The sequence below is a fragment of the Polynucleobacter sp. MWH-Creno-3A4 genome (assembly GCF_018881885.1).
Taxonomy (GTDB): domain Bacteria; phylum Pseudomonadota; class Gammaproteobacteria; order Burkholderiales; family Burkholderiaceae; genus Polynucleobacter.
Window position 1 is genome coordinate 555,772 of the sequence record NZ_JACXSA010000001.1, and the last position, 26,995, is coordinate 582,766.

The window sequence follows — 26,995 nt, forward strand, 5'->3', positions numbered from 1 at the left end:
AAAATCGTTTTCCCTCTTGGATTTCGGCAAATTCGCTGATACGCTGGAGGTTCATGATGTTCCTTTCCCAAAATACTGCTCAAATCATTTCAGGGGCTTGCTGCGCACCCCATGCATGAGCATGCGCACGCGTATATCCGAGGAGATGCTAATGAATTTAAAGATTAATAGCCGCCATGTGGAAGTAACACCAGCCATGCGCACACATCTTGAAGCTGGGATGGCCAAAATTCGCAAGCACTTTGACCATGTAATTGATGCCTCCGCCTTTCTGGTCGTCGATAACGCCAAAGAGAAGGATCTACGTCAGAGCGCCGAGATCACCATTCACCTCAAAGGCAAGGAATTGTTTGCTGAAGCTCACAATGCCGACCTTTACCACGCGATGGATGCCGTGGTCGATAAGTTAGAACGGCAAGTGGTTAAGCACAAGGAAAAGATCCAGGACCACCATCACGAAAAGCGATTTGAGTAAGTCTTGTCGTCAGGACACCTATAATCAATTGCAATGAATGCCCTGACTAATCTTTTTACCCCTGACTGCATTGCATTAGAGAATCCTGCCAAAAGCAGATCTGATGCATTTGCAGCAGCTGGGAACCTCTTTGCCAAACAAGTAGGTATCGATGCAAATGCTGTCGTTGAATTCCTCAATGCTCGTGAAGATTTAGGCTCTACCGCTCTCGGAGCTGGCGTAGCCATTCCTCATGGGCGTGTCAAAGGTTTAAAGCAGCCGAGCGCTGCTTTCATGAGACTAAAAGACCCCATTGATTTTGCTGCTCCAGATGGTCAGCCCGTCTCCATTTTGATCTTTTTGTTGGTTCCAGAAAAAGCGACTCAACAACATTTAGAAATTTTGTCTTCAATTGCTCAGTTATTGTCAGATGCCGACACGCGTGAATTTCTATCCACAGCTACGGATCCTGTAAAGGTATGTGAAAAACTACAGCACTGGGGTGCAGCAAAATGACACAGCCCTTACTCCTAGAGGGAGTAACTGCTCAGCAGATTTTTGATGACAACGTAGCAGATCTCAAATTTTCTTGGATTGGTGGATTAGAAGGGGCTGACCGCACCTTTCCAACAGAAGCAGTAAAAGCAGCTGCAGCCAGTTCAGATTTGGTTGGCCACTTAAACCTCATTCACCCGAGTCGCATACAAATCTTTGGTGAGCAAGAGGTGGATTACCACGCGGCACTAGAACCAAAACAAAAACAAGAACAAATTGCCAATTTGATTTCAAAAACGCCACCCTGCGTCATTGTGGCGGATGGTAAAACTGCAGATCCAGACCTTCAGCTTTTTTGCCAGCGCTCTTCGACTCCCTTATTTACAACGTCGATCTCCGCAGCAGAAGTGATTGATCATCTGCGTATCTACCTGACCAAAATTGGCGCACCCCAAATCACAATGCATGGGGTATTTATGGATATCTTAGGTTTGGGAGTCTTGCTTACCGGGGACTCTGGCTTGGGTAAGAGCGAGCTGGGTCTTGAATTGATTTCTCGCGGCCATGGTTTAGTAGCAGATGATGCGGTAGATTTTGCCCGTCTTGGTCCAGACTATATTGAAGGCCGCTGCCCTGTAATTTTGCGCAATCTGCTCGAAGTACGTGGCCTAGGGCTATTAGATATTCGCACTATCTTTGGTGAAACTGCAGTGCGTCGCAAACTGAAGCTCCGTTTAATTGTTCAACTGGTTCGCAGGACGGATGGAGAGTTTGAAAGACTGCCTCTTGAAGCTCAACATATTGATGTCTTAGGTGTACCCATTCGCACCGTGAAAATTCAAGTGGCGGCTGGTCGCAACTTAGCTGTTCTAGTTGAAGCAGCTGTTCGTAATACGATTTTGCAATTGCGCGGTATTGATACCCTAAAAGAATTCATAGAGCGTCAACGTCAGCAAATGAATGCAGAGGCTGACTCTGTCAAATCCCAAGGTCGACTCCTCTAAGCCATGCAAATTAATCTGATTACCGGAATCTCTGGCTCGGGTAAATCAGTTGCCTTGAGAGCATTTGAGGATGCAGGATATGACTGTGTAGACAATCTACCTGTATCTCTACTAGAAAGCCTCATCAGCACCCTAGAAAAAGAAAATAGTGAACGCATTGCGGTCGCCATTGATGCCCGTCGTGGCCAGTCGATTGCTGATCTTCCATCAATTCTTGAAAATTTAAGACGCAATCATCAAGTTCGTGTAGTTTTCTTAAACGCCAATACCGATGCTTTAGTTCAGCGCTTTTCTGAAACGCGCAGGCGTCACCCTTTATCAGGCAATACCACTCAATCTGAATCCGTTACCTTAATTGAAGCAATCGATAAAGAACGTAATTTGCTGGAGCCCCTGCGCCCACAAGCGCATACGATTGATACAAGCAATCTACCTGCACACGCATTACGCTCCTGGATTGGTGATCTTCTTAAAGACAAACCTCTTGGCCTTTCAATCATCTTTGAATCTTTCGGATTCAAAAAGGGGGTTCCTAGTGATGCTGACTTGGTATTTGATGCGCGCTGTCTCCCCAACCCCCATTACGATAAAGACCTCAGGCCCTTAACTGGCAACGATAAGCCCGTCAAAGAATTTCTTGAAAAGATTCCTGCAGTCATCAGCATGGAAAATGACATTATTCAATTTATTGATAAATGGTTGCCTCACTATATTGCTGATGGCCGCAGCTACTTGACAGTTGCTATTGGCTGTACTGGTGGCCAACATCGCTCCGTCTACTTAGTCAATCGGATTAGCGAACACTTCCGTGCACAAAAAGATTTAGCTGATCTACAGCTTAATTTTTTAGATCGCCATCGCGAGCTTGACTCAATCCCTGTAGCAAAATCTTAATTGGTTGCGGCAATCCATAGCGACCCAGTTGATTTAGCGCGACCCACTGCACATCTGGATTTGAAAATTCCAGTGGTTTTATAAAATCCAACTCCCAAATTTGCATCCATAAACGACGGTGCGTAAATACATGTTTGATTTGCTCGCCCTGAAATAGCTGTTGACACGACTTCAGTAATCGCCCCACCTTCTCTTGTGGCAAAGTTGCTACTAGCAGTTGCTCTAATGCTGGGGGAGCCCTTAAAGCCTGAGGAGCCTTAGGTCTCCAAGCAGACTCTGGCAAACACCATAGCCCGCCCCAGATTGCTTTACTTGGACGTTTCTGCAATAGCACCGAATTCCCAGACCGAATTAATACCATGTCGGAATCGAATTCAGGAGATTTAGCTTTGACAACCTTCTGAGGCAAGGCAAGTACTTGATCACTAAGATTTGCTTGGCAAGCTTTTTCAAAAGGGCATTTTCTTTCGGAGCCTAAACAAACTGGTTTGCGTGCGGTACACCAAGTAGCGCCAAAATCCATCAAGGCCTGTGTATACACCGGCATATCTTGTGGATCATTAGGTAATAACGCTGTTGCCAATTGCCATAGGCGGTCATTCACGACCTTATCCTGAATTGAGCCCTCAACAGCAAACACTCTTGCCAAAATTCTTTTGACGTTGGCATCAAGAATCGGCGCTCGTTCATGAAAAGCAAATGCTGCAATCGCACCCGCAGTCGATCGACCAATACCCTTTAACTGCTCAAGTAAGGCAGGATCACTTGGAAATTTTCCAGAAAATTCTTGCATCACTTGTTGTGCACAAGTATGCAAATTTCTGGCCCGCGAGTAATAACCTAAACCGGCCCACTCCGCCAATACTTCATCAATATCCGCAGCAGCCAATTTTTTGACGGTGGGAAAACGCTTCATAAATCGGGGATAGCGCTCTAGTACGGTTGTAACTTGCGTTTGCTGGAGCATGATCTCTGAAACCCATACTGCATAGGGATCTCGGTTCCCTTGCCAAGGTAAACCAGAGCGACCGCTATGGCCGTGCCAGGCAATCAGCCGAGCAGCAAAAGTATCGCTTAGCGCTTTTGACATTGGGGACAGAAATAGGTGGACCGTTGCCCTTGGACAATTTGTGAAATGGGGGTTTTGCAAACTTTGCAAGGCAATCCCTTGCGATCATAGACTTTGGTTTGCACCATGAAATGTCCAGGGTCTCCGTCACTGTTCACAAAATCTTTCAAACTACTACCCCCTGCAGCAATGGCTTTTTTTAGAATTGATCGCACTGCATTAGCCAGTCGTACACATTGGGGGCGCGTCAATTTACCCGCAGGTTTTGCAGGATGAATGCCTGCATCAAATAAGCTTTCCGAACAATAGATGTTGCCAACACCAACAACTGCTTGTCCAGCCAATAGAAATTGCTTAACTGCAACAGTACGCTTTCGAGAACTCTGATACAGCACTTGGGCGCCAAGCTCGCCTGCGAATTCTGCAGAAAAAGGTTCGACTCCCAATTTTTGCAAAAGGGTATTCTTTTCAATTGGGCCTTTTGTTCTGGGATGCCATAACACTGCACCAAATTTTCTGGGGTCATGCAAACGCAGACTCAATTTGCCAAACTCTAGCGTCACTCGATCATGGGTCTTCAAGGGCTCTGCACTCGGTAAGACCCGCAAAGTTCCGGTCATGCCCAAATGGATGAGTAAATGTCCAGTATCCATTTCAAGAAGCAAGTATTTACCACGTCGGGCAATCGATTGGACTGTTTGTCCAGGCAAAATCTTGGGTAAATTGCTGGGCACCGGCCAACGCAAGCGCCCATCAAGCACTTTGACGACGCTGACCTTACGCCCTTCAAGATGAGGGGTAATTCCTAAACGGGTGACTTCTACTTCTGGAAGTTCTGGCATACAGGGATTGTAGATTCGCGGATTAGAATGTGCTGATGAGCCAATTCCTACAAAAATTCCTGATTCGAGGTCTATTACTTGCCTCTTTATCGAGCGGCCTTGTTCTTGCTAGCTCAGCTTTAGCCCAGACAAAAGGCTCAGATAGCGGGGAAGCTATATTTGAAGTGCTTGCCTCTGAAATCGCTCTGCAACGAGGTGAGGCTGGTTTAGCCTACAACACCTATCTGGAAATGGCTCGTCAATACAAAGATCCGCGCCTTGCCCAAAGAGCGATGGAAATTGCCATTATTGGAAATTCACCTGAGCTGGCCCTCCAAGCAGCAAAGACTTGGGATGAACTTTCTCCAGCTTCCGAAACCAAACCTAAAGAAGTCTTTGTTACCTTACTGATCTTGGGCAATCGCTGGTCAGATGCTATCAAGCCAGCGATAGCACTTTTAAAGCAAGAAACCCCGGCACAACAAGAAAAAACTTTATTGCAATTGCAAGCCCTCCTTGCAAAAGCAAAAGATGAATCAGAAGCATTGAGGGCCTTCTACGAAATTGCATCCACCGTCAGAATCTCACTAAAAGATCCTGGTCTACTCTATACCTATGCGATGTCTGCAGAAAAAGCCGGTCACATCGATGTGATGGAAAAAACCTTGCGTGAAATTTTGCGTAAATATCCTAATGATGCAAACACATTAAATGCCTTGGGCTATTCATTAGCAGACCGCAATACCAAGTTACCCGAGGCATTTGCACTGATTAGCAAAGCGCACCAGCTATCACCAAAAGATAGCTTCATTTTGGATAGCTTGGGTTGGGTGAACTTTCGCCTTGGCAAAAATGCACTTGCCTTAGAACAACTCCAGCAAGCATTCGCTATGAAGCCTGAGGCTGATATTGCTGCCCATACAGGTGAGGTTCTCTGGGCAATGAATCGTCGTCCTGAAGCCGAAGAAATATGGCGACAAGGTCAAAAAATTGATGCAAACAATCCCACTCTAAAAGAAACTTTAAAACGTTTAAAGCCTGACTGGTCATACCCAGAGCCAAACTCCAAAGGCTCATGGGACGGGCGCTTTGCTGTGAAAGTCGTTGGTATTACTGAAAGCCAAAATCAGGGTGGCTCAGGCGGATTTACTCTGACACAGGATGAGCTTAAAGATATTCTGGAGATTCGTAACCCAATGGGTGGATCGATTGCAAAAATTACGATTACTCCTGGTGAAGCAACTCTTGAACGTGATGGTCAAGTGGTCACCGCCATTGACGCAGACACCTTAGTTCAAAATACCTTGGGACTACCACTCCCTGCACGCGGATTGTCAAGCTGGCTAAGGGGTGAAGTCAGACCTGGCAGTGAAGCAAGCATTGAAAGAAATGCTAAAGGGCAAGTCAGTAAAATTAATCAAGATGGGTGGGACTTGGTTTATACCTGGAGCAAACAGAATCGCCTGGAAAAACTCAGCATGACTCGCAGTTCTAATATTGGGTCAATTGATATTCGACTGGTATTTGATAACCCGAATGAGTAAACATCATTTGGTGCTACCCGCACCAGCCAAGCTAAATCTTTTTCTTCATATTATTGGTCGCCGTACCGACGGCTACCATTTACTCCAATCCGTTTTCCAATTGATTGATTGGTGTGACATAGTTAGCCTAAAGAGCATTCCAGAAAATGCAGTACGCCGCATTAACCCGATAAGCAACGTTCCTCCAGAAAATGATTTAGTGGTTAAGGCTGCAAAATTATTAAAAGAATTTTCTTGCTTTGAAGGTGGCGTAGAAATTGATCTCACCAAAGAAATTCCGATTGGAGCAGGATTGGGTGGCGGCTCTTCTGATGCTGCAAGCACCCTCATTGGACTCAATACCCTCTGGAACCTTGGGCTCGAGAAAGAAACTTTGGCCAATTTAGGCCTTCAGCTGGGTGCAGATGTGCCTTTTTTCATCTGGGGCCACAACGCTTTTGTGGAGGGAATTGGCGAAAAAATCCAAGAAATTACCCTGGAAAATCGTGACTTCTTGGTCATTTTCCCCAAACAGGGAATTGCCACAGCTAGCATTTTTCTAGACCCTGAATTGACCCGAAACCACGCCCCGATTACAATTGATGGTTTTCTTGCATCGCCATGGTCGAATTTATCGAACGATTGTGAGGCGGTAGCGATGCGGATTTGTCCTGAAGTGAAGCAAGCTTTGGATTGGATTACCCAGGCAGTACCTGGCTCAGAGCCCCGTATGTCTGGTTCTGGAAGCAGCGTTTTTACCCTCTTGGATCCCAAGACGGATTTCGCAAAACTGGATAATCTTTTACAAAATCTTCCAAAAGGATGGGTGGGACGAGTTGTTAGTGGGTTAAATAAGAATCCCGCTTACAATTTGATTTCTTCAGATTGACCTGTAGGGGAATCGCCAAGCTGGTTAAGGCACTGGATTTTGATTCCAGCATGCGAAGGTTCGAATCCTTCTTCCCCTGCCAAATACTGTAGAAACGTTAAAGACAACCTTTTGACCCGATAAAGCCTGATTCTATGACTGCCTCTACCCACTCAGATTTACTGACGCTATTTACAGGCAATGCAAATCCCATTTTGGCAGAGGCTGTCGCTAAAGAACTTCATCTCCCAATGGGCAAAGCGTTTGTAGGTCGCTTCTCTGATGGCGAGATTCAAGTAGAAATTCAAGAAAATGTCCGTGGCAAGAATGTTGTGGTTATTCAATCAACTTGTGCGCCTACTAACGACAGCTTGATGGAACTCATGATCATGATCGATGCACTTAAGCGCGCATCTGCTGGTCGCATCACTGCAGTTATTCCCTATTTTGGATATGCCCGTCAAGATCGCCGTCCACGTTCTGCTCGAGTTGCAATCTCTGCGCGCATTGTGGCCAATATGCTCCAGTCGGTTGCAGGCATTGAGCGCGTACTGACGATGGACCTCCACGCCGATCAAATTCAAGGTTTCTTTGATATTCCAGTAGATAACATTTACGCCTCGCCAGTGCTCTTGGCTGACCTAGAGGCTCAGAAGACCCAAAAAGATCTCATCATCGTCTCACCCGATATTGGTGGTGTAGTTCGTGCCCGTGCAATGGCAAAACAGCTAGGTACAGATTTAGCGATTATTGATAAACGTCGCCCCAAAGCCAACGTTTCAGAAGTGATGCATTTGATTGGTGAAGTAGAAGGCCGCCATTGCGTCATCATGGATGACATCATTGATACCGGCGGAACTCTCTGTAAGGCTGCTGAAGCACTCAAAGAGCGTGGTGCCAAGGGCGTAACCGCTTACTGTACCCACGCCGTTCTCTCTGGCGGTGCTGTAGCTCGTATCGCCGCTTCAGAACTGGATGAACTCGTCGTTACTGACACCATCCCATTGACTGCAGAAGCTCTCAAAGTGAGCAAAATTCGTCAGTTGACCGTAGCCCCCTTGCTAGCAGAGACCCTTTCTCGCATTAGCAAAGGCGACTCCGTGATGTCGATGTTTGCGGAATAAGGCAAAAACCCCGTTTTACCCCGTTTTTGGCACTTCTCAGGCGTTTTTTGAGTATTTTTAGGCAAAAATACCTCTTCCCACGATATAATCGAAGGCTTTTCTGTTTGGTCGCGAACGGAAATTAACCTTAACTAGGGAATTTATTATGAAAGTAGTAGCCTTTGAAAGAAGCGTACAGGGAACGGGTGCGAGCCGCCGTCTGCGCAATTCCGGAAAAACTCCGGGAATCGTTTACGGTGGTAAAGATCCAGTTGCTGTTATCGAGTTAGACCATAACGCACTGTTTCATGCTCTCCGCAAGGAAGCATTTCACTCATCCATTCTAGATTTGGAAATCGGCGGAGCCGCACAAAAAGTGTTGTTACGTGATTACCAAATGCATCCATTTAAACCATTGGTATTGCACATTGACTTCCAGCGCGTTTCTGCGACTGAGAAAGTTCACATGCGCGTTCCATTGCACTTCGCCAATGCTGACACTTCCGCTGCAGTGAAATTGCAAGGTGCTGTTATTAGCCACATCCTCAATGACCTCGAAGTATCTTGCTTACCAGCAGACTTACCAGAGTTCCTTGAAGTGGACTTGGGCAAAATTGAAGTGGGTCACTCCATCCATGCAAAAGACGTTGTATTGCCAAAAGGCGTTACCTTGGTATTGCACGTTGAGCAAGAGAACCCGGTGATTGCAAACGCCCGTATCCCAGCTGTAAAAGCCGCTGAGACTGAAGAGGCCGCTCCTGCTGCCGCTGCAGCTCCAGCCGCTGCTCCGGCTGCTGATGCAAAGGACAAAGCTTAATTTATTAAGCTGCACTGTTTGCAAACGAAGGCCCGCGCAAGCGGGCTTTCTTTTTTCTTTTGTCGAAATGCGTTGAAATCTTTACACTCTCACCATGACTAAATTAATCGTTGGACTGGGTAACCCTGGAGATGAACACGAAGAGGATCGGCATAATGCCGGCTTTTGGTTTGTCGATGCCTTGGCGAAACAATTAAATACTCGCTTTGAATCTGAAAAACGCTTTCAGGGCAAAGTAGCAAAAGCCAAATGGGAAGGTGAAGATCTCTTTCTACTCAAACCGAGTACTTATATGAATTTGAGTGGCCAAGCAGTAGGTGCACTTTGTCGCTTTCACAAAATGACACCAGCAGATATTTTGGTTGTTCAAGATGAACTTGATCTAAAGCCTGGAACTGCCCGCATTAAATTGGGTGGGGGCACTGGTGGTCATAACGGCTTAAAAGATATTCAAGCCCACTTAGGGACTCCTGATTACTGGCGACTACGCCTGGGTATTGGTCATCCACGAGATGTGGCTGGTGATGGCCGTGTGATGGATGTGGCTGATTATGTTTTACGCAGGCCGCAGTTAGCAGAACAAAAATTAATTGATGCCAGCATTGAAAATGCTTTGCAAATCTTGCCGCTCTTTATGAAGGGTGATACGCAAACTGCCATGCTGGAGCTGCACTCCAAAGGCTAAATTGCTCAGTTAGCTGAACTTGCCTTTTTACTAGCCGTTAATAGCCTGTACTTTGCCATTAACTGGTCTTGAGATTCGGTATAGCTGGGATTAAATGGGATGCAATCGACCGGGCAAACCTGACGGCATTGGGGCGCATCGTAGTGACCAACACATTCGGTGCATTTATCGGGATCGATCTCATAAATCTCCAATCCCATATAAATCGCATCATTAGGACATTCTGGCTCACACACATCACAATTGATGCATTCGTCCGTAATCATTAAGGCCATGATTTAGTAACTAGCCCTATGCTTTATTTTGCTGATTACTGGCAATCTTCTTGACCAACCACTTCTCTACGGATGGGAAAACAAACTTGCTAACGTCACCGCCCATTGAAGCAATCTCACGCACAAAGGTACCCGAAATAAATTGGTATTGATCAGAAGGAGTTAAGAATAAAGTTTCAACATCCGGCAGGAGATAACGATTCATGCCCGCCATCTGAAACTCATACTCAAAGTCAGAAACAGCACGCAAGCCGCGCACAATCACCCTAGCATTGTGCTCACGTGCAAAATCTTTTAATAAGCCATCAAAGCCAACTACCTTGACATTAGAGTAGTGCCCCAATACTTCAGTAGCAATATCAATACGCTCTTCCAATGAGAAGAATGGATGCTTGCTGCGACTAGAGGCAACCCCCACAATCAACTGATCAAAAATGCTGGATGCACGACGCACTAAATCTTCGTGACCACGAGTAAAGGGATCAAAAGTTCCTGGGTAAACAGCGACAGTCATAACTCTCCTAAGGCTTTATCAGCTACAGGCAAGAGTTTAGTCCCTTCCACCCCGAAATAGACAAGCTTTTACCTGTCCCGCCTCTAAGTATTTTCCACAATGCCACTCCGGTAAGAGGGCCTCTACCTCCTCGCGGCTTCGCTCAGAGGGAAATTCTACATAAATGCCACCGCCGCTCGAGTCATCGCACACTCTCCCAGCTTCTATCACGGCCTGATCCAACAATCGCGTATCTTGAAAAGGCGGATCTATGAAAATTAAATTGCTGGAGTGATCTGCTTGTTGCTTTAAATACTCCAAACTGTCTCTGTGCAATATTTCAATTTGCCCATCAACTGGGGAAGACTGCAATAAAGAAAAATTTGTCAAAAGGTTTGCATGGGCTTTTTTATCTTTTTCTAACAACACCACAACATCCGCACCACGAGAGGCCGCTTCAAATCCTAGAGCGCCAGTGCCTGCAAATAGGTCTAAACACTGCAAGCCCGTTAGGTCTTGACCAAGCCAGTTAAATACAGTTTCTCGGATGCGATCAGTAGTGGGTCGCAGTCCAGGTAAATCCAATACCGTGAGTAAACGACTCCGCCAAAGCCCCCCAATAATGCGGACTTTTTTTGGAGGCTCTTTCAGATTTTTGATCTGCTTATTTATTTTGAGCCCCCAAAACTACAATTCTCATGCGATCCATTGCCAGATATTTTTGAAATGCAGCCGTCACTTGTTCTAAAGTCACTGCCTCAACTTGCTTAGTCCAAATCTCCATCGTATCCAGTGGCAAATTATTCCAAGCGATCGATGAAACGTTATCCAAGAGCTTGCGATTGTTATCAATACGCAGTGGATAGCCGTTCACCAAATTCGACTTGGCAGCTAGGAGCTCGGCAGGCGTGGGCCCATCAGCAATAAATTTAGCAATGGTTGAACTCATTACCTCTAGGGCAAGAGAAGCTTGATCGCCTTTGGTCTGCAAGCCTGCCTGGAAAATGCCTGTGTCTTTACCAGGGGCAAAATAACTAAAGACGCTGTAGGCAAGGCCACGCTTCTCGCGCACCTCAGACATTAAGCGAGAAACAAAGCCACCGCCGCCCAAAACATAATTACCAACCAAGAGCGGGAAGTAATCTGGGTTGTTCCGGGTCACTGCTGTCATACCCATTGCAATATGAGCTTGCTGAGAATCAAATGGAATTTGCTGTTCACGCTGCGCCAAGGGTTCTATAGGGGACCGTTGCAATTCTGGCAAGCTAGGAATCACAGGGCCTGATTGAGGAATTTTTTGCAGCAAAGCCTGCATGATCTCATTAGCTTCTGCGCGATCAACATCCCCCACAATACTCACAATCATGCGCTCACTGCGATAAAACTGCTTGTGAAATTGCAGCAAATCCGTTGTGTTTAGTGATGCTACTGATTTAGTGGAGGGTGAATTCGCTAATGGGTAATTACCATAAACTGATTTAGTAAAACTACGCTCCAACACATACTCTGGCTTGGTTTCGGCCTCAAGTAAATTAGCAATCGTTCTTTGTTTTTCTCGATCAACAATTTTGACGTCATAACTTGGGGCGCTGAGCATCGCGGAAGCCAACTTCACAGCCCGCTCTCGCAAATCTTTTCTACTTAGACTCCGAATTCGTAAAATGGCTCGCTCACCACCGACAGATAGACCGATATTCGCGCCCAAATCCGCAATTTCATCCGCAATTTGCGCCTCATTTAAGTATCCTTGATCTCCCCGAACCCCATAATTCATCAGGGCTGCCGTCATATCTGCGAGTCCACTTTTGTCCGCTGGATCATAACGATCCCCAGCATCGATGCTGACTTCAATATCGACCATAGGAAGCGCTTTGGTTTGTACTAAAAATCCCTTGGCGCCTTTATAACCATCCAGTTGCTCTATCGGCAAAATTGCATATGCAGCTCCATGACAGGTCAATGCCAGCATGCAAGCCAGAATCGTTTTATTGAGAGCATTCATTATTTGCCCTCCTGAGTGGCTGCAGATTTTCGAGCTACTGGATCCAGCACTGCAATAGTTAAACCTTCATCAACTAGATATTTTTTAGCAACTGCTTGAACTTGTTCAGGCGTTATCGTTTGCATCTTGTCTAGCATATAGTTGATATCCCTCCAAGAGAATCCTGCCATCTCAGTGCCCCCAATTTCCATTGCTTGCCCGAATATAGAGTCACGCTTATAAATCTGCTCAGACAAAATACGCACTTTGATACGCTGAAGCTCTGACTCCAAAATTCCTTTTTGCTTGAGTTCTTCTAAGGCCCTACGAATGCTCGACTGAGCTTGAGTAACCGTCTTTCCCTTAGCTATCGAGACATTAACAACAAATAATTCTGGTCCACGTGACACCATGTCATATCCCACGCCAACATCATTTACTACTTTTTCTTGCTTCACCAGCACCCTATTTAGGCGAGCGTTGTCATAACCATCCAATACAGCTGTCAGTAGTTCAAGGGCATATGGCTCAACATCATCGAGCTTGCCGGGCTCTAGACGTGGCGCTTTCCAAGCCATGGCCAATTGGGGACTGTCTGCAGGGGCTTTCACTTGCACCTGTTTAATACCTTTTTGGGGTGGCTCTAATTGCGGCTTGCGCACTGGCAACTCTTGTGCGGCAACTGCTCCGTAATATTTCTCGACCAGTGATAGCACCTGCTTGGCATCAACGTCACCAGAAATGACCACAGTTGCATTATTGGGCTTATACCAACTGCGATACCAGTCGCGTGCATCAGATGCAGTCATGTTTTGGAGATCATTCATCCAGCCCACTACCGGATGACGATAAGGTGAACTCATATAGGCAGTAGCCATTAATGATTCATTCAATAAGCTACTTGGATTATCTTCAGTGCGCAGACGTCGCTCTTCCATCACCACCTGAATTTCTTTTAAAAACTCAGCATCATCAAAATTCAGATTCGACATACGATCTGCCTCTAGCTTGATGACCTCATCGAGTTTTGATTTTTCAACCTGCTGAAAATACGCGGTGTAATCACGTGACGTAAAGGCATTCTCACGACCACCCACTGCTGCAACTAGACGAGAAAACTCTCCCGCCTTTACTTTCTCAGTGCCTTTGAACATCATGTGCTCAAGTACGTGGGCTACACCCGTGCGCCCATTGACTTCGTCCATTGAGCCAGCCCGGTACCAAACCATATGCGCTACCGTAGGCGCGCGATGATCCTCGCGAACAATCAGCTTTAATCCATTATTGAGCATGAATTCATGGGTATCTGCTAAATCACTATTAGCAGCCCATGACAGTGGTGCTAATACCAAGAATAAAAAGAGAATTCGGAGTAAATTGGAGCGCATCTGCTAAATCACCATATCCCAAAATTAAATTGATAAGATGCAAGGTTTAAATTGTATCGATTATGTTCGGCTTACGTAAAACCCTCGGATCCCTTTTTAAATCAAGCAAAATAGATGAAGCTTGGTTTGATACTTTAGAAGAGTCACTGATTCAAAGTGACGTGGGACTCCCCACGACTGAACAACTGATTAGCAAGCTTCGCAAAGCGGCTAAATCTGAAAAAGCATCTAGCCCTGAAGAGTTACAAGCCCTCCTGATTGAAGAGGTGGCTACTTTATTAAGGGTCCTAGAGCCCTCACCAAATCCACTCTTTAGACCCATTAAAGGCAGCATCCCTGAGGTCTGGTTAGTGGTCGGCGTCAATGGCGCAGGTAAAACCACCACCATTGGCAAGCTTTGTAGACTCTTTCAATCTCAAGGTAAGTCCGTCTTACTGGCTGCAGGAGATACTTTTAGAGCGGCGGCACGCAATCAATTACAAGAATGGGCTGGTCGCAATCAAGTAGACGTCATTACCCAAGAAGGCGGCGATGCTGCTGCGGTTGCGCACGATGCAATTCATTCTGCGATCTCGCGCAAAAGCGACATTCTCATTATTGATACCGCTGGACGTCTGGCTACCCAAGACCACCTCATGGAAGAACTAAAGAAGGTCAAGCGGGTTATCGGCAAGGCACTTCCTGGAGCGCCTCACCACACCTTGCTAGTTCTGGATGGCAATACTGGACAGAATGGTTTAAGCCAAGTGAAGGCCTTTCACGCAGCCTTAAGTCTTACTGGAATCATCGTTACTAAGCTCGATGGCACTGCTAAGGGCGGCGTTATTTGCGCTTTGGCACATACCCTTCAAGAGGGGCCAAAACCGGCCATATTGGCCCTGGGCAAAGGTGAGGGTATTGATGATTTAGCCCCATTCACCGCCAGACAATATTCTTCTGAATTATTCAATTAAATCAATAAGTTAAAGATCAAATAAACCATTAGCACTCTCTTGACAGGAGTGCTAAAATAGTCTTTCATTCAAACCTCATATTGATAAGAAAAATGGTTCAAAAGAAATCTGACAAACCGAATATGCAAAGGCTGCCTGTAGCGCAGGCTGCAGCGGCGTCTGCGTTTCCAATGCTGCCATCCCTTGGGGTTGGCACTCTCGATTCATACATTGCGTACGTGAATCGCGTACCAATGCTTAGTGCTGCTGAAGAGTTACATCTTGCGCAGGAATTTCGTCGCACAGAAAATGTCGATGCTGCTAAAACTTTAGTGCTCTCCCATTTGCGTCTCGTTGTTTCTGTTGCTCGTCAATATCTGGGCTACGGCATTCCGCATGCTGACTTAATTCAAGAAGGCAATATTGGCTTGATGAAAGCTGTGAAGCGCTATGACCCAAGCAATGGCGCTCGCCTAGTGTCTTATGCGATACATTGGATCAAAGCAGAAATTCATGAGTACATTCTCAAGAATTGGCGTTTGGTCAAAATGGCAACGACCAAGGCACAACGTAAGTTGTTCTTTAACTTGCGTAGCAACAAACCTAGCTTAAGCGCTCTCACTCCAAGCGAGATCGATGCTTTAGCAAAGGCGCTTGATGTTAAGGGCTCCGATGTGAAAGAAATGGAGATGCGCTTGGCTGGTGGTGATATTGCGCTTGAAGGTGAAGATACTGATGAGGATGCAGCCTATGCACCAATTCAATGGCTGGCCGATAACAGCCAAGAGCCAACAGAACGGATTGCGAGCAACGAAACTGATGCCCTGCAAGGCCCCAAGCTTGACCAAGCTTTGATGGCCTTAGATGAGCGCAGTCGCAACATTGTCCAATCCCGCTGGTTGGCTATGGATGCCGATGGCAATGGTACAAAAACATTGCACGACCTTGCCGCTGAATATGGCATCTCTGCTGAGCGCGTTCGTCAAATTGAGACTGCAGCCCTCAAGAAGATGCGCGGCATGCTGCAAACTGCAGCAGCTTAATCAAAATCCTACTTTAGAAGTTCCTTCAAGTCATGTGCCAAGGTCTCAGGGCCTTGCGCATGTTTGATATAGAGGCGTAAGTGACCCTCTGGATCGAAGGCATAACTTCCCGCAGTGTGATCCATAGTGTATGAACCAGGGCTTGTGCCTGGCACTTTCTTGTAATAAATCTTAAAGTCTTTTGCGACTTTCTCTAAAGCAGCATCATCTGCTGGACGCAAACCTAAGAAACGAGAATCAAAAGAAGGTACATACTGTTTCAATATCGCTGCGGTGTCGCGCTCTGGATCAACCGTAACAAAAAGTACCTGTACTTTATCCGATTGTGGGCCTAGAAGAGTCATCACCTGCTGCATTTCAGTCAGGGTCGTTGGACAAATATCGGGGCACTGGGTATAGCCAAAAAACATGACCACGACTTTACCCTTGTAATCAGCAAGTGTTTTTACATTGCCGTCTGGATCTACCAAACTGAAGTCTTTCCCAAATGCACTGCTGCCAGTGATATCGATATTCTTAAACTCAGGCTTAGGACTGCAGGCAGTTAATGCAATGAGAAGAGCGGCAACACAGCAATTACGCAAAAAAGTCATATTCATCTTAGAGAAAATAGTGATCTACCAGCAAGGCTGCAAAAAGCAATGACAAATAGGTAATGGAAAAACGAAAGGTTTTCTTTGCTAACGCATCGCTATACGACACAAATAAAGCGATGGCATACGCTAAGAAGATCAAACCTAGAACAATAGCAGATATTAAATACACCATGCCACTCATACCGTAGATATAGGGCAGCATTGTTGCGGCAATTAAAATCAAGGTATATAAAAGAATATTCAGCAGCGTAAAGCGTTCCCCATGAGTAACTGGCAGCATCGGTAAACCAGATTGCACATAGTCATCGCGACGGTACAAAGCCAAAGCCCAGAAATGGGGTGGTGTCCAAACAAAAATAATGAGTACCAACAGCCACGCTTCTGCTGAAAGGGTATTGGTCACAGCCGCCCATCCCAGGGCTGGCGGCATCGCACCAGATAAGCCACCAATGACAATATTTTGGGGGGTCGCCGGCTTCAATAGCCAGGTATAAATCACTGCGTAACCGACAAAGGTTGCCAAGGTAAGCCACATGGTTAATGGGTTACAAAAATTCCACAAAATAATCATGCCCAGCGAACCCAGGATGATGGAAAAAACAATGATGTGAAACGGGGTAACCTCTCCAGTTGCTGAGGGGCGCCATGAAGTGCGTTTCATCTTGGCATCAACCGCTTGCTCAATTAAACAGTTCACTGCAAAAGCTGCACCAGCTAACAACCAAATGCCTACAATTCCGCCAAAGAGTACTGGGTAAGGAACCATTCCTGGGGTAGCCAAGAACATCCCAATGACAGCACAAAACACAGCGAGCTGAGTCACCCTGGGTTTTGTTAAAACCCAGTACTGACGCCAACGCGGCATTGCCACTGGTTTTGATGTCTCAAGTGCGCTCATGAATTCATCTTCTTTTGAGTTGTTGAGTTCCAAGATGCCCAATAACTCATTCTGACCAAGCAGAATACCAAAGCGGCAGAACCCGCAGTATGTAAAAGGGCTGCTAGCAAGGGCCACTGAAATACTACGTTCGATATTCCAGTGATCACTTGCAGAACAAGTAAGGTGAGCAAAAGCTTAGCAAAGCGACTTAGACTGGATAAAACTGGGGTTGCTAATTTCATGGTCTTCCAACTTAATGTAGCCAGAACAATCAAAACAACCATCGCAAATAAACGATGTGCCCAGTGAATTGTCTGCAATGCCACCGGGGAAATAAACTCACCTTGTGCATTAAGACCTAATTGACGCCAGAAAGTGAAGCCCTCACTCCAATTAGTTTCAGGCCAAGCACTACCTAGGCAAGTCGGAAAATCAGGACATGCTAGTACGGCGTAATTAGTGCTAACCCAAGCGCCTAAAAAGATTTGGATCGTTAGCACTACAAAAGCCAAACAGAGCAGTTGAGCTGGTACAGGACGAATACGAATTGTTCGTACCGTAGCAGATTTAGCCTCCCAATCTTGTTGAGCATAAGCAGTTAAGCCAGCCAATAAAAGTAATGCCAACATCAAATGCGTTGTCACAATGATGGGCTGCAATTTTAGGGTCACAGTCCAAGCCCCAAATGCACCCTGAATACAAACAAGCAAGAGCAGGCCTAGACTACCGAACAATGGTGCCTTACCTAAAGCCTTGAGCTTGCTAAATGCTAGGGCAACTTGAACCAAAATTAAGGCCCCTACCGTCATCGCCAAATAGCGATGAATCATTTCAATCCAAGCCTTAATCACCGTAACGGGACCGCTTGGTAAACTGGCTTCAGCCTGCTGTATTTCACCTAAAGCATGAAAAGGATTTGATACTCCATAGCAACCAGGCCAATCCGGGCAACCGAGCCCTGAGTCAGTTAAGCGAGTAAAGGCGCCAAACACAATCAGATCAAAAGTCATGAAGACTAAAACCCAGTTGAGTTTTTGAAAAAAGCTATACCCTGGCTTTCTCCAAAGATAGGCCAAGGGTAGGCCTGCAAAAATGATTGCTATCAACGCAAGCTCTAGAAGCAATACAAAATTAGGCATTACAAATTCTCGCCCTTGTGATTGAGCTTCAAAAGCTTTTCTAAATCTTTTTTAATACTCGCAAATTCCTTGGGAGAATTCGTAACAGGGAAATACATCATCTTTGCAGGACTTGGATCCAGTAGCTGAATTTCTTGCCCAGCGCCCTCTTTGTTAAGCCAAGCCTCAAAGGCTGCTTTTGTATCAGGGTCCGACGGTAGCCCAACCACTTTCAAGCCGGCTGATTGCTCGTCATAAACCTTAGCCACTTCAGGATCAACAGGCCGCCCATCAGTATTGACCCATAAAAGTTGTACACGATTACTTTCTCTGCCCATCGCAACCTTCACTTGACGCATTAAAAATAATGCCTCGATACATTTTTCATCCTTGATGCTGCACTCTCCAGCAGGACGGGCAATCAAGAGGGTCCACTTCCCCTGCAAAGGAACATTCAGCCAAGCGGTATTCAATTCTTGAACGGGATAAACCAAAGTACCAAAATTAGTTTTGCCGCCCTCAGGCTTAATCACGTAATACGCTAAATAAGAAGCAATGACCGGTGCTGCACAAGCAAGCAATAACAAGAGCATTTGGATGCGACCACGTCGAGTCTGTGCATTGATCGTCGATGCATCAGTCTGTGAAGCCGGAATTAACAACTCTTTATCGCTCACGCTCAATCCCCATTTTTACTATTCCGCGAATATTGCCGCAGACCAGTAATCAGCCAAAATAAGAAGCCACAAGTGGCTAAAGCAAACCACTGGAATGCATAAGCATAATGGCGATCGACTCCGGTTGTCAGAGGCGCCCACTCCCGCAATAAGCCATCCGCAATACCAGCCTCAACCTCACGCAAAATAAAAGGGCTTTGATCCCAGTTGTGGAGCCTAGCTTCAGCTGCCAAATCAAAGTTTTGCTCAATACGGGGTTTGCCTGTTTCAAGATTTGGCTTGCTGCTACCCAATTCATAGACTTTGCCGGGGTGCGCAAAGACAATACCCTCGATATTGACAACCCCTGAGGGGGTCTTCACCGATGGCAATACTTCACGATCCTCATTATTGCGAGGCGCCCAGCCGCGATTAATCCAAAGCACATCCTTTTTCCCTTCAAGACGCATAGGCATCATCAGATAAAAACCGGATTGTGAGCTACTACTTCCAACTGGTGGAATGGGTCTTGGGCGGTTATCTAGCCATATCGCTGCTTCAGGGATATATTGACCCCGTGCAATCATGCGCCGCTCACTCACCTCCTCTAAAGCCCAAGGACCAGCATTAGCGCTCAATATTGGCATTTGTTGACGAGCTAATAAATTGGCTGCCAAAGCGATTTTGGTTTCCGCTCTATTGATTTGCCAAATTCCTGCGCCACAACCAATTGCTATCACCAGTAAGGCTGATACAGTAGCAACTAGGCGCTTAGCGATGAGAGTGTTAAATAGATTCAAGATAAGGATGCGAGATGAAGTGGATTATTCCGGTTGCCCTACTATTGATTGTTGCCAGCCTAGGATCAGCCCTGTATTACATGATGAAAGATCGGGGCAATAGCTCGAGAATGGTTCACTCTTTAATGCTGCGGATTGGCCTCTCCATTGCACTTTTCCTTGGCATTTTGGTCGCCTATCACTTTGGCTATATACAGCCTACTGGCATCAAAGTCGGCATCAACTAAAACTTCGCTGCTAAAAACTAATCGGGGCTTTACGCCCCGATTTTTACTTCAAATTACATCCAGTAGACGGCAATATAAAGGCCAAGCCATACAACGTCAACGAAGTGCCAGTACCATGCTGCACCTTCAAAAGCGAAATGGTGTTGAGCTGTAAAGTCACCACGAATCATGCGGCGTAAAACAATTGCCAACATAGTGCCGCCAAGGAATACGTGGAAGCCATGGAAACCTGTCAACATAAAGAAAGTTGAACCATAGATACCTGAAGTTAACTTCAAGTTCAGCTCATGGTAAGCATGGTAGTACTCATAGCCCTGGAAACCCAAGAAGATTGCGCCCAAAGCAACAGTTGCAGCCAAACCAATAATGGCTTTCTTCATATGGTTCTGCACTAAAGCGTGGTGAGCGATCGTAATAGTTACACCAGAGCTCAACAACAACAAGGTGTTGATAGTTGGAATCGGCCAAGGCCCCATGGTAGTGAATTTCTGTACCAAGCCTGAAGGACCATCATTCGGCCAAACTGCCTGAAAGTCAGGCCAGATGAGTTTGCTCTCAACACTACCCAACCATGGCATCGCAATATTGCGTGCATAGAACAAGGCCGCAAAGAATGCGCCGAAGAACATGATTTCAGAGAAGATGAACCAAGCCATTGACCAGCGATAAGAGATGTCTACGTTGACACCATTCTTGCCAGCATTCGATTCTGCAATCGTGTCGCCAAACCAGTTATAGAGCACGTACAGGATCCAAGCCACACCAACCAATGCCAGGGAGCCGCCCCAAGAAGTGTGATTCACCCAACCGGACATGCCAAAACCAAAGGCGATTAAGCCAAAGGCCGCCATGGCTGGATGTCTAGATAGTCCTGGGACGAAATAGTATGGGGTTGAATTGGATGACATCTTATTCTCTCTATTCAATCAAAAAATAATCAATGGGACACAACTGCTTTCACTATCAATAACAGGACGCCCATAAAAATCAAGGCACCAAGTACACCTGCAATGATAATGTGTACAAAACTGAGTGAAGCTACATCTTCCTGCAAACCTGCTTTTTTACGCACTCCCAAGAAGCCCCATAAAACAGCTTTCATAGACTGCATAAAACTACTTTTCTTCTTCATGACACTACCTTTGATTTGGGTGCGGGCGGAGTGCCCAGTCCTAACTCAAAGAAGGTGTACGACAACGTAATTGTTTTCACATCATCAGGCAAGCCTGCATCAATCACAAAAACCACCGGCATCTTCTTCGTCTCATTTGCAGCCAGTGTTTGCTCCTGAAAACAAAAACACTCTAATTTCGTAAAAAACTCTGTTGCGCTTTTAGGCGCATAACTCGGTATTGCCTGAGCCCGTACCGTACGACCTAAATTGTTTGTTACTTCGTACACAATCTCGGTCATCTCACCAGGATGCACTTCCAAGAAGTTCTTCACTGGCTTAAAAGTAAATGGCCCACGACTATTAGAGTCAAATTCAATGGTCACTGTACGGGAGTAATCTACTTGCGTATTACCAACCCGATTAGGACTAAATGCTCTGACACCATAATCATTCTTACTTGTTACTACGTTAATTCCGGTAACCTCACACAAGGCCTTATACATTGGAACCAAAGCGTAACCAAAACCAAACATCATTACTGCTGCAATGAGGAGCTTCAATAAAATCTGTCGATTCAGTGATTCAGTAGAAACCATCGCAATCGGCGGGATTAACCCAAGAAGCTCCGTTTAATCACAATTCCAATAAAAAATACCAACACTACGCTCAACAAGACAAACCCTAATCTGCGGTTATTGGCAGCTAGGGTTTGCTTGGCTGAAGAATTAAATTCCTGCTTCACGCATTTGCTCCGCACTTGGAGGAGTCTCAAAAGTATGGTGTGGCGCTGGTGAAGGAATGGTCCACTCCAAACCTTTCGCACCATCCCAAGGTTTTGCTGAAGCTTTGACACCATGACCGCGGTATGCAGGCAAGGCTACGCAGAATAAGAAATACACCTGCGCTAAACCAAAGCCTAAAGCACCGATCGAAGCAATCATATTGAAGTCAGCAAACTGAGTTGGATAGTCAGCATAGCGACGTGGCATACCTGCAAGACCCAAGAAGTGCATTGGGAAGAAGGTGATGTTGAAGAAAATCATGGAAGCCCAGAAATGGATCTTGCCGCGAGTTTCATTAGCCATATAGCCAGTCCACTTTGGACACCAGTAGTAGAAGCCAGCAAACATCGCAAACAATGATCCCGCTACTAGTACATAGTGGAAGTGGGCAACAACGTAGTAGGTATCTTGAACACCAATATCAATTGGCGCCATTGCCAAGATCAAGCCGGTGAAGCCGCCCATCGTGAATACGAAAATAAATCCAACTGCCCACAACATAGGAGTTTCAAAGGTCATTGAACCTTTCCACATGGTGGCTACCCAGTTAAAAATCTTCACGCCAGTTGGCACAGCAATCAACATAGTCGCATACATGAAGAACAATTGACCAGTCACTGGCATGCCAGTTGCAAACATATGGTGAGCCCAAACAATGAATGACAAGATCGCAATGGATGCCGTTGCGTAGACCATTGAGCTATAACCAAACAATGTTTTTCTAGAGAACGCAGGAACGATTTCGCTCACGATTCCGAATGCCGGAAGAATCATGATGTAAACCTCTGGGTGACCAAAGAACCAGAAAATATGCTGGAACATGATTGGATCGCCACCACCAACAGCGGAGAAGAAAGAAGTACCGAAATGACGGTCAGTCAAAACCATAGTGATTGCACCAGCCAATACCGGCATCACGGCAATCAATAAATAAGCAGTAATCAACCAAGTCCAACAGAACATTGGCATCTTCATCAATGTCATGCCAGGAGCGCGCATATTCAAAATAGTCACGATGATGTTAATAGAACCCATAATGGATGAAGCACCCAATAAGTGAAGGGCAAAAATCGCCATATCCATACCAGGGCCCATCTGTGAGGTCAATGGAGCGTAGATTGTCCAACCACCTGCAGGAGCGCCGCCGGGAACAAGGAATGAACTCAGCAACAAAGTAGCTGCAACTGGCAGAATCCAGAAGCTGAAGTTATTCATGCGAGCAAAGGCCATGTCAGATGCGCCAATTTGCAAAGGCACCATCCAGTTGGCAAAACCAACGAAGGCCGGCATGATTGCACCGAAGACCATTACCAAACCATGCATGGTAGTTAATTGGTTAAAGAATTCAGGGCGGAAAAATTGCAAACCAGGCTGAAACAGCTCTAGGCGAATACCCAATGCCATCACACCACCAGCCAATAAGCTGATGAAGGAGAAGATCAAGTACATCGTGCCAATGTCTTTGTGATTGGTTGCAAACAACCAACGACGCCAACCGTGTGGCATGTGATCATCATGTGCGTGATCGTGTCCGTGGTCAATAGTAGTAGAGACTGTGCTCATGGATTACTCCGGTTTCGTTTTATCTGTATTAGTAAATGGATTACTGGCCGCCACGTGCAGTAATAATGTCTTGGGTCTGAATCACTTCGCCCGTCTTATTACCCCATGAGTTGCGGGTATAGGTAATCACTGCGGCGATATCACCATCAGAAATCACGCCAGCCCACTTCGGCATTGCATTCTTACCGTTTAGCAAAATATTGAACTGGCCTTGTTTTGGACCATTCACCACTTTGCTGCCATCTAATGCTGGGAAGGCACCTGCGCCCTTACCATTTGCTTGGTGGCAAGCAGCGCAGTTAGCTGCATAGACTTTTGCACCACGCTCTTTTTGTTCTTCTAGTGTGTAAACCTTAGTAGGATCATCACCGCCTGCGCCCATTTCTTTTTTCTTTTGCGCAACCCAAGCAGTGTAGTCCTCTTGTGAAACAACCTTCACAACGATTGGCATGAAGGCATGCTCTGCACCACACAACTCTGAACACTGACCGCGGAAAGTGCCAATCTTGTCAGCTCTAAACCATGTATCCCTTACAAATCCTGGGATCGCATCTTGCTTTACACCGAATGCAGGAATGGTCCAAGCATGGATCACATCATTTGCGGTAGTGATCAAACGAATTTTCTTGCCAACAGGCACAACCATTTCGTTATCTACTTCCATCAAGTAAGTATTGGACTTAGGCGCAAGGTTGTTAATGGCTTCACGAGATGTAGACAGGGTTGATAGAAAGCTAATGCCTTCGCCTTCGCCCTTGATGTAGTCATATCCCCATTTCCACTGATAGCCAGTGGTCTTAATGGTGATGTCTGAGTTGGTTGTATCTTTCATTGCTACAACCGTTTTGGTTGCAGGCAATGCCATACCGATCACGATGAGCAGTGGAATCACGGTCCAAATAATTTCAACCGTGGTGCTCTCATGGAAAGAAGCAGATTTATGGCCCAATGATTTGCGGTGCTTGAGAATGGAATAGAACATCACGCCAAACACGCCAACAAATATTACTGCGCAGATGATCAACATCATCCAGTGCAACCAATGAATTTCTTGCATGATTTTGGTTGCTGGTGCTGCGAAGTTCAGCTGATTAACAGCTGGGCCTCCTGGCATGTTTTCTGATGCCTGCGCAAATGCTGTGCCGAAGGCTGCTACTAGATAGAGCGAAGCCCTAATGACTTTTCCAAATAAATTCATCTTATTCTCTGTTTATTGTCGTGAGCAAAGTGCTAAAAACGCTCCAAAAATGCCCAAAAAGCGGTTTTAAGCCAATACTGCCTGCGGTGATTATAGGGTTAATTGAACACAAGAACAAACAGGGTTATCCCAGCTCAATCCAATCTTGGTGTAGGTTTAAATGATAGTAAGCACTTACACTTAAGCAGAATCTCGCCTAGTCTTGCGTCCAATTTGATTTACGTCAATATAGGCAATATTGTCCTGCGGTTTAGCCAGGTGCTTTCCAATGGCCCAGGCATGGCCGTATACCACCTCTAAAGTCATTTTTTTGGGCAAAAGATCCTTTTCAGGGATTTCCTTTGCAGCCAATTGCAGTAATTTCAATGCATCGGCATCCGCTAGCAAAAGTGCATCTGTTTCGTAATCAAGATGAACAAATTCCATATCCGTTACAGGATCAGAAAAACGCTCAGCCATAAGGGCATCACCCATATCATGCATATCCCAAGGATTTAATAAGCTCTTCAGCTGAAGGGCGTTGGTTTGGAGTCCGCGCAATTCTTTTCCGGTATCGGGCCCCAAATAGCTAAAAGTAATGAGGCCGCCCTCTCTCAGGACACGCCAACACTCCTGAAGAAAGTGTCGAGGATCCACCAAGTCCTGCATCAAAAGATCACTAAAGACTAAATCTACAGAATTATCAGGAAGGTCAAATTTACCGATAGATAAATATGTGGAAAGTGCATTTGTACTACCACCAAATATTGCACGCCAATTTGCCATTGCCTTTGCATATTTCAGATCGAAGCGGGGAATATTCTCTTCTGTCAGACTATGAATATTGGCATGGGGATAGCGCTTAGCAAAAGATTTCAAATGCCTGCCAATAAAGTCCGGAGCAATCAAAATATCTTTGACATCAAGTTTGACGATATCGAGTTTTTGCAACATACGGTCTGCAATTTCGTCCTGTAACCATCTGATCGGCTGGGTCATTGGCTCAGTATACTCAGCGCCCTATGGGATTTCTAGAGAAGCTTCTTCAGGCTATTGGCAGATTCGGCATACCGAGCGCCTGCATCGTCTGCGAGCGCTATCAATGCGATACGATTTGCACCAACTGCCTAGAGTCTCTGGCGAATGATGCCTTGTTTAATTACGTATGCTGCTCCCAATGTGGCATTGCACTTCAAGCATCTGAGATAGCAAAACAGAAATGTGATTCATGCACCCTCAATCCACCATATTTTGATGCAAGCTATTGCTTAGATCGCTATGAGGGAGCACTTCAAAACGCACTGCATCAACTCAAGTATCAAAAACGTCTTGCTTATGCGCATGGGCTTGCAAACGCCTGGAACAAAATATTGTCAGAACAATTAAAAATGATTGATGCACAGCTCTTATTTCCAGTACCACTGAGTATTCAAAAATTGGGCGCCCGCGGTTTTAATCAAAGCTGGGAAATTGCTCGCAAAATTGAGTGTGGGCAAGGTCTCTTAAAAACACCCTTTGTACTAAAACGCCATCATCATGAATTTGCACAGGCGGGAGAGAAATTTTCCACTAGGCACCTGGCAATTCAGAATATGTTTTATCTCGACCCTCAATATAGGCAGTTACTAGATGGGCAAAGCGTAGTAATTTTTGACGATGTCATGACTACCGGGGCTACGCTCAATGAAATAGCCCGACTTCTGAAGGACAATGGAGCATCCCAAGTGATGAATTGGGTTTTATTGAGAACTACAAGAGCACCGCATGTTTAATATTGTCTTATTCGAGCCTGAGATTCCGCCCAACACTGGCAATATCATTCGCCTGTGTGCCAACACTGGGGCGAAGTTGCACTTAATCGAACCCCTAGGCTTTCCGATGGAAGATGCGAAGTTACGCAGAGCTGGCTTGGACTATCACGAATTCGCTCAAGTCAAAGTTCACCCTAACTGGGCAGAGTTTCTGAAAAATGAGGAAGTCGACCCAGAGCATCTATTTGCGCTCACAACCAAAGGGAACACAAATTTTCATGATGGGAAATACGCCCCCAATGACTACTTTGTGTTTGGCTCTGAGACCAAAGGCATCACAGATGAAGTGCGTAACTCTATTCCAAAAAAGAATCAAATGCGTCTTGCGATGCAAGACAGTAGTCGCAGCTTAAATTTATCGAATACCGTAGCGATCGTAGTTTACGAAGCATGGCGTCAAATTGGGCTTGCGGGCGGAAGCTAAAA

At 45.8% G+C, this 26,995-nt stretch carries 33 protein-coding genes and 1 tRNA gene; 15 read left to right on the top strand and 19 right to left on the bottom strand.

The window, feature by feature from the left end; genetic code table 11:
- Positions 1 to 151 precede the first annotated feature (151 nt).
- From hpf to rapZ, 4 genes are read left to right on the top strand one after another with little or no spacing between them, the layout of a single operon-like run.
- Complete coding sequence (gene hpf / locus IEN92_RS02665) at positions 152 to 475, top strand: ribosome hibernation-promoting factor, HPF/YfiA family (RefSeq protein ID WP_215374151.1); 324 nt, start codon at positions 152 to 154, stop codon at positions 473 to 475.
- 33 nt (positions 476 to 508) lie between these two features.
- On the top strand, positions 509 to 970 hold the full coding sequence (locus IEN92_RS02670) for a PTS sugar transporter subunit IIA (RefSeq protein WP_216160379.1): 462 nt from the start codon (positions 509 to 511) through the stop codon (positions 968 to 970).
- Positions 967 to 1,953, top strand: coding sequence for an HPr(Ser) kinase/phosphatase (gene hprK / locus IEN92_RS02675; protein WP_216160381.1), 987 nt, complete (start codon positions 967 to 969; stop codon positions 1,951 to 1,953). The genes IEN92_RS02670 and hprK overlap by 4 nt, the downstream gene beginning before the upstream one ends.
- A 3-nt stretch (positions 1,954 to 1,956) precedes the next feature.
- Positions 1,957 to 2,847, top strand: coding sequence for an RNase adapter RapZ (rapZ, locus tag IEN92_RS02680; RefSeq protein ID WP_215374158.1), 891 nt, complete (start codon positions 1,957 to 1,959; stop codon positions 2,845 to 2,847).
- On the opposite strand, the gene mutY is transcribed toward rapZ, so the two are convergent.
- Positions 2,792 to 3,937, bottom strand: a complete 1,146-nt coding sequence (mutY, locus tag IEN92_RS02685; protein WP_216160384.1) for an A/G-specific adenine glycosylase — start codon at positions 3,935 to 3,937, stop codon at positions 2,792 to 2,794. The two genes, rapZ and mutY, sit on opposite strands and share 56 nt — an antisense overlap.
- Entirely contained in the window at positions 3,922 to 4,758 is an 837-nt protein-coding gene (mutM, locus tag IEN92_RS02690; RefSeq protein ID WP_215374164.1) for a bifunctional DNA-formamidopyrimidine glycosylase/DNA-(apurinic or apyrimidinic site) lyase, read from the bottom strand. Before mutM ends, mutY begins: the two co-directional genes overlap by 16 nt.
- Before the next feature lie 35 nt (positions 4,759 to 4,793).
- Here mutM and IEN92_RS02695 point away from each other — a divergent pair, with 35 nt between their 5' ends.
- From IEN92_RS02695 to pth, 6 genes are all read left to right on the top strand, one after another.
- Positions 4,794 to 6,281: a lipoprotein insertase outer membrane protein LolB gene (locus IEN92_RS02695; RefSeq protein ID WP_215374166.1), complete on the top strand. Its 1,488-nt coding sequence runs from the start codon at positions 4,794 to 4,796 to the stop codon at positions 6,279 to 6,281.
- Positions 6,274 to 7,149: a 4-(cytidine 5'-diphospho)-2-C-methyl-D-erythritol kinase gene (gene ispE / locus IEN92_RS02700; protein WP_216863888.1), complete on the top strand. Its 876-nt coding sequence runs from the start codon at positions 6,274 to 6,276 to the stop codon at positions 7,147 to 7,149. The genes IEN92_RS02695 and ispE overlap by 8 nt, the downstream gene beginning before the upstream one ends.
- Positions 7,150 to 7,154: 5 nt before the next feature.
- Positions 7,155 to 7,231 (top strand) — tRNA-Gln (locus IEN92_RS02705).
- A gap of 52 nt (positions 7,232 to 7,283) precedes the next feature.
- A complete protein-coding gene (locus IEN92_RS02710; RefSeq protein WP_215374169.1) occupies positions 7,284 to 8,252 on the top strand; it encodes a ribose-phosphate pyrophosphokinase in 969 nt (322 codons plus the stop codon).
- A gap of 145 nt (positions 8,253 to 8,397) precedes the next feature.
- The gene (locus tag IEN92_RS02715; protein WP_215374172.1) at positions 8,398 to 9,048 is read left to right on the top strand and encodes a 50S ribosomal protein L25/general stress protein Ctc; all 651 of its coding nucleotides are present in this window, start codon (positions 8,398 to 8,400) and stop codon (positions 9,046 to 9,048) included.
- Positions 9,049 to 9,142: 94 nt separating this feature from the next.
- A complete protein-coding gene (gene pth, locus IEN92_RS02720; protein ID WP_215374176.1) occupies positions 9,143 to 9,733 on the top strand; it encodes an aminoacyl-tRNA hydrolase in 591 nt (196 codons plus the stop codon).
- 5 nt (positions 9,734 to 9,738) lie between these two features.
- On the opposite strand, the gene IEN92_RS02725 is transcribed toward pth, so the two are convergent.
- Genes IEN92_RS02725 through IEN92_RS02745 form a run of 5 tightly spaced genes read right to left on the bottom strand, consistent with a single transcriptional unit; the run spans position 9,739 to position 13,870 of the window.
- Entirely contained in the window at positions 9,739 to 10,008 is a 270-nt protein-coding gene (locus tag IEN92_RS02725; protein WP_215374179.1) for a YfhL family 4Fe-4S dicluster ferredoxin, read from the bottom strand.
- A gap of 16 nt (positions 10,009 to 10,024) precedes the next feature.
- Positions 10,025 to 10,522, bottom strand: a complete 498-nt coding sequence (gene coaD, locus IEN92_RS02730) for a pantetheine-phosphate adenylyltransferase (RefSeq protein ID WP_215374182.1) — start codon at positions 10,520 to 10,522, stop codon at positions 10,025 to 10,027.
- Between the two features lie 36 nt (positions 10,523 to 10,558).
- Complete coding sequence (rsmD, locus tag IEN92_RS02735; RefSeq protein WP_370623898.1) at positions 10,559 to 11,173, bottom strand: 16S rRNA (guanine(966)-N(2))-methyltransferase RsmD; 615 nt, start codon at positions 11,171 to 11,173, stop codon at positions 10,559 to 10,561.
- Positions 11,166 to 12,503 carry a pitrilysin family protein gene (locus IEN92_RS02740; RefSeq protein ID WP_216160387.1) on the bottom strand — a complete coding sequence of 446 codons (1,338 nt, stop codon included), beginning with the start codon at positions 12,501 to 12,503 and terminating at the stop codon, positions 11,166 to 11,168. Before IEN92_RS02740 ends, rsmD begins: the two co-directional genes overlap by 8 nt.
- On the bottom strand, positions 12,503 to 13,870 hold the full coding sequence (locus IEN92_RS02745; RefSeq protein ID WP_216160390.1) for a pitrilysin family protein: 1,368 nt from the start codon (positions 13,868 to 13,870) through the stop codon (positions 12,503 to 12,505). The genes IEN92_RS02740 and IEN92_RS02745 overlap by 1 nt, the downstream gene beginning before the upstream one ends.
- A gap of 62 nt (positions 13,871 to 13,932) precedes the next feature.
- Between IEN92_RS02745 and ftsY the strand changes: the two genes are divergently transcribed.
- Both ftsY and rpoH read left to right on the top strand, forming a co-directional pair.
- Positions 13,933 to 14,823 (top strand): signal recognition particle-docking protein FtsY, encoded by an 891-nt coding sequence (gene ftsY, locus IEN92_RS02750; protein WP_216160393.1) that lies wholly within the window; start codon positions 13,933 to 13,935, stop codon positions 14,821 to 14,823.
- A 92-nt stretch (positions 14,824 to 14,915) separates the two neighbouring features.
- Positions 14,916 to 15,845, top strand: a complete 930-nt coding sequence (rpoH, locus tag IEN92_RS02755) for an RNA polymerase sigma factor RpoH (RefSeq protein WP_215374194.1) — start codon at positions 14,916 to 14,918, stop codon at positions 15,843 to 15,845.
- An 8-nt stretch (positions 15,846 to 15,853) separates the two neighbouring features.
- On the opposite strand, the gene IEN92_RS02760 is transcribed toward rpoH, so the two are convergent.
- From IEN92_RS02760 to IEN92_RS02780, 5 genes are read right to left on the bottom strand one after another with little or no spacing between them, the layout of a single operon-like run.
- Positions 15,854 to 16,444 carry an SCO family protein gene (locus IEN92_RS02760; RefSeq protein ID WP_216160396.1) on the bottom strand — a complete coding sequence of 197 codons (591 nt, stop codon included), beginning with the start codon at positions 16,442 to 16,444 and terminating at the stop codon, positions 15,854 to 15,856.
- Position 16,445: 1 nt separating this feature from the next.
- On the bottom strand, positions 16,446 to 17,339 hold the full coding sequence (cyoE, locus tag IEN92_RS02765; RefSeq protein WP_215374202.1) for a heme o synthase: 894 nt from the start codon (positions 17,337 to 17,339) through the stop codon (positions 16,446 to 16,448).
- A complete protein-coding gene (locus IEN92_RS02770; protein WP_255539744.1) occupies positions 17,336 to 18,460 on the bottom strand; it encodes a heme A synthase in 1,125 nt (374 codons plus the stop codon). The genes cyoE and IEN92_RS02770 overlap by 4 nt, the downstream gene beginning before the upstream one ends.
- Positions 18,460 to 19,116, bottom strand: coding sequence for a hypothetical protein (locus IEN92_RS02775; RefSeq protein ID WP_215374205.1), 657 nt, complete (start codon positions 19,114 to 19,116; stop codon positions 18,460 to 18,462). The genes IEN92_RS02770 and IEN92_RS02775 overlap by 1 nt, the downstream gene beginning before the upstream one ends.
- Positions 19,117 to 19,118: 2 nt before the next feature.
- Positions 19,119 to 19,895 carry an SURF1 family protein gene (locus IEN92_RS02780; RefSeq protein ID WP_255539745.1) on the bottom strand — a complete coding sequence of 259 codons (777 nt, stop codon included), beginning with the start codon at positions 19,893 to 19,895 and terminating at the stop codon, positions 19,119 to 19,121.
- 14 nt (positions 19,896 to 19,909) lie between these two features.
- On the opposite strand from IEN92_RS02780, the gene IEN92_RS02785 reads away from it, so the two are divergent.
- Positions 19,910 to 20,122 (top strand): twin transmembrane helix small protein, encoded by a 213-nt coding sequence (locus IEN92_RS02785; protein ID WP_215374207.1) that lies wholly within the window; start codon positions 19,910 to 19,912, stop codon positions 20,120 to 20,122.
- A gap of 53 nt (positions 20,123 to 20,175) precedes the next feature.
- On the opposite strand, the gene IEN92_RS02790 is transcribed toward IEN92_RS02785, so the two are convergent.
- From IEN92_RS02790 to IEN92_RS02820, 7 genes are all read right to left on the bottom strand, one after another.
- Complete coding sequence (locus IEN92_RS02790) at positions 20,176 to 21,030, bottom strand: cytochrome c oxidase subunit 3 (RefSeq protein ID WP_215374210.1); 855 nt, start codon at positions 21,028 to 21,030, stop codon at positions 20,176 to 20,178.
- Positions 21,031 to 21,059: 29 nt separating this feature from the next.
- Positions 21,060 to 21,254 carry a DUF2970 domain-containing protein gene (locus IEN92_RS02795; RefSeq protein WP_215374212.1) on the bottom strand — a complete coding sequence of 65 codons (195 nt, stop codon included), beginning with the start codon at positions 21,252 to 21,254 and terminating at the stop codon, positions 21,060 to 21,062.
- A complete protein-coding gene (locus tag IEN92_RS02800; protein WP_215374214.1) occupies positions 21,251 to 21,832 on the bottom strand; it encodes a cytochrome c oxidase assembly protein in 582 nt (193 codons plus the stop codon). Before IEN92_RS02800 ends, IEN92_RS02795 begins: the two co-directional genes overlap by 4 nt.
- Positions 21,833 to 21,846: 14 nt before the next feature.
- Positions 21,847 to 22,062: a cytochrome oxidase small assembly protein gene (locus IEN92_RS02805; protein WP_216160398.1), complete on the bottom strand. Its 216-nt coding sequence runs from the start codon at positions 22,060 to 22,062 to the stop codon at positions 21,847 to 21,849.
- Positions 21,962 to 23,581: a cytochrome c oxidase subunit I gene (ctaD, locus tag IEN92_RS02810; RefSeq protein WP_215374218.1), complete on the bottom strand. Its 1,620-nt coding sequence runs from the start codon at positions 23,579 to 23,581 to the stop codon at positions 21,962 to 21,964. The genes IEN92_RS02805 and ctaD overlap by 101 nt, the downstream gene beginning before the upstream one ends.
- Before the next feature lie 40 nt (positions 23,582 to 23,621).
- Positions 23,622 to 24,779: a cytochrome c oxidase subunit II gene (gene coxB / locus IEN92_RS02815; RefSeq protein WP_215374220.1), complete on the bottom strand. Its 1,158-nt coding sequence runs from the start codon at positions 24,777 to 24,779 to the stop codon at positions 23,622 to 23,624.
- Positions 24,780 to 24,959: 180 nt separating this feature from the next.
- Positions 24,960 to 25,757 (bottom strand): class I SAM-dependent methyltransferase, encoded by a 798-nt coding sequence (locus IEN92_RS02820; protein WP_255539746.1) that lies wholly within the window; start codon positions 25,755 to 25,757, stop codon positions 24,960 to 24,962.
- Between the two features lie 23 nt (positions 25,758 to 25,780).
- Here IEN92_RS02820 and IEN92_RS02825 point away from each other — a divergent pair, with 23 nt between their 5' ends.
- Positions 25,781 to 26,530, top strand: coding sequence for a ComF family protein (locus IEN92_RS02825; RefSeq protein WP_216160401.1), 750 nt, complete (start codon positions 25,781 to 25,783; stop codon positions 26,528 to 26,530).
- A complete protein-coding gene (gene trmL, locus IEN92_RS02830) occupies positions 26,523 to 26,993 on the top strand; it encodes a tRNA (uridine(34)/cytosine(34)/5-carboxymethylaminomethyluridine(34)-2'-O)-methyltransferase TrmL (RefSeq protein ID WP_216160404.1) in 471 nt (156 codons plus the stop codon). The genes IEN92_RS02825 and trmL overlap by 8 nt, the downstream gene beginning before the upstream one ends.
- Positions 26,994 to 26,995 lie beyond the last annotated feature (2 nt).

Coding starts and splice junctions, on each gene's coding strand:
- rapZ (WP_215374158.1), top strand. CDS start 1,957: ATGCAAATTAATCTGATTACCGGAATCTCTGGCTCGGGTAAATCAGTT.
- coaD (WP_215374182.1), bottom strand. CDS start 10,522: ATGACTGTCGCTGTTTACCCAGGAACTTTTGATCCCTTTACTCGTGGT.
- IEN92_RS02825 (WP_216160401.1), top strand. CDS start 25,781: ATGGGATTTCTAGAGAAGCTTCTTCAGGCTATTGGCAGATTCGGCATA.
- IEN92_RS02785 (WP_215374207.1), top strand. CDS start 19,910: ATGAAGTGGATTATTCCGGTTGCCCTACTATTGATTGTTGCCAGCCTA.
- IEN92_RS02790 (WP_215374210.1), bottom strand. CDS start 21,030: ATGTCATCCAATTCAACCCCATACTATTTCGTCCCAGGACTATCTAGA.
- IEN92_RS02760 (WP_216160396.1), bottom strand. CDS start 16,444: ATGAATATGACTTTTTTGCGTAATTGCTGTGTTGCCGCTCTTCTCATT.
- IEN92_RS02695 (WP_215374166.1), top strand. CDS start 4,794: ATGAGCCAATTCCTACAAAAATTCCTGATTCGAGGTCTATTACTTGCC.
- IEN92_RS02805 (WP_216160398.1), bottom strand. CDS start 22,062: ATGGTGCGAAAGGTTTGGAGTGGACCATTCCTTCACCAGCGCCACACC.
- IEN92_RS02770 (WP_255539744.1), bottom strand. CDS start 18,460: ATGCCTAATTTTGTATTGCTTCTAGAGCTTGCGTTGATAGCAATCATT.
- coxB (WP_215374220.1), bottom strand. CDS start 24,779: ATGAATTTATTTGGAAAAGTCATTAGGGCTTCGCTCTATCTAGTAGCA.
- mutY (WP_216160384.1), bottom strand. CDS start 3,937: ATGTCAAAAGCGCTAAGCGATACTTTTGCTGCTCGGCTGATTGCCTGG.
- ftsY (WP_216160393.1), top strand. CDS start 13,933: ATGTTCGGCTTACGTAAAACCCTCGGATCCCTTTTTAAATCAAGCAAA.
- IEN92_RS02715 (WP_215374172.1), top strand. CDS start 8,398: ATGAAAGTAGTAGCCTTTGAAAGAAGCGTACAGGGAACGGGTGCGAGC.
- IEN92_RS02820 (WP_255539746.1), bottom strand. CDS start 25,757: ATGACCCAGCCGATCAGATGGTTACAGGACGAAATTGCAGACCGTATG.
- hprK (WP_216160381.1), top strand. CDS start 967: ATGACACAGCCCTTACTCCTAGAGGGAGTAACTGCTCAGCAGATTTTT.
- IEN92_RS02800 (WP_215374214.1), bottom strand. CDS start 21,832: ATGGTTTCTACTGAATCACTGAATCGACAGATTTTATTGAAGCTCCTC.
- IEN92_RS02740 (WP_216160387.1), bottom strand. CDS start 12,503: ATGAATGCTCTCAATAAAACGATTCTGGCTTGCATGCTGGCATTGACC.
- rpoH (WP_215374194.1), top strand. CDS start 14,916: ATGGTTCAAAAGAAATCTGACAAACCGAATATGCAAAGGCTGCCTGTA.
- IEN92_RS02670 (WP_216160379.1), top strand. CDS start 509: ATGAATGCCCTGACTAATCTTTTTACCCCTGACTGCATTGCATTAGAG.
- mutM (WP_215374164.1), bottom strand. CDS start 4,758: ATGCCAGAACTTCCAGAAGTAGAAGTCACCCGTTTAGGAATTACCCCT.
- pth (WP_215374176.1), top strand. CDS start 9,143: ATGACTAAATTAATCGTTGGACTGGGTAACCCTGGAGATGAACACGAA.
- cyoE (WP_215374202.1), bottom strand. CDS start 17,339: ATGAGCGCACTTGAGACATCAAAACCAGTGGCAATGCCGCGTTGGCGT.
- ctaD (WP_215374218.1), bottom strand. CDS start 23,581: ATGAGCACAGTCTCTACTACTATTGACCACGGACACGATCACGCACAT.
- IEN92_RS02795 (WP_215374212.1), bottom strand. CDS start 21,254: ATGAAGAAGAAAAGTAGTTTTATGCAGTCTATGAAAGCTGTTTTATGG.
- IEN92_RS02725 (WP_215374179.1), bottom strand. CDS start 10,008: ATGGCCTTAATGATTACGGACGAATGCATCAATTGTGATGTGTGTGAG.
- hpf (WP_215374151.1), top strand. CDS start 152: ATGAATTTAAAGATTAATAGCCGCCATGTGGAAGTAACACCAGCCATG.
- IEN92_RS02745 (WP_216160390.1), bottom strand. CDS start 13,870: ATGCGCTCCAATTTACTCCGAATTCTCTTTTTATTCTTGGTATTAGCA.
- IEN92_RS02710 (WP_215374169.1), top strand. CDS start 7,284: ATGACTGCCTCTACCCACTCAGATTTACTGACGCTATTTACAGGCAAT.
- trmL (WP_216160404.1), top strand. CDS start 26,523: ATGTTTAATATTGTCTTATTCGAGCCTGAGATTCCGCCCAACACTGGC.
- ispE (WP_216863888.1), top strand. CDS start 6,274: ATGAGTAAACATCATTTGGTGCTACCCGCACCAGCCAAGCTAAATCTT.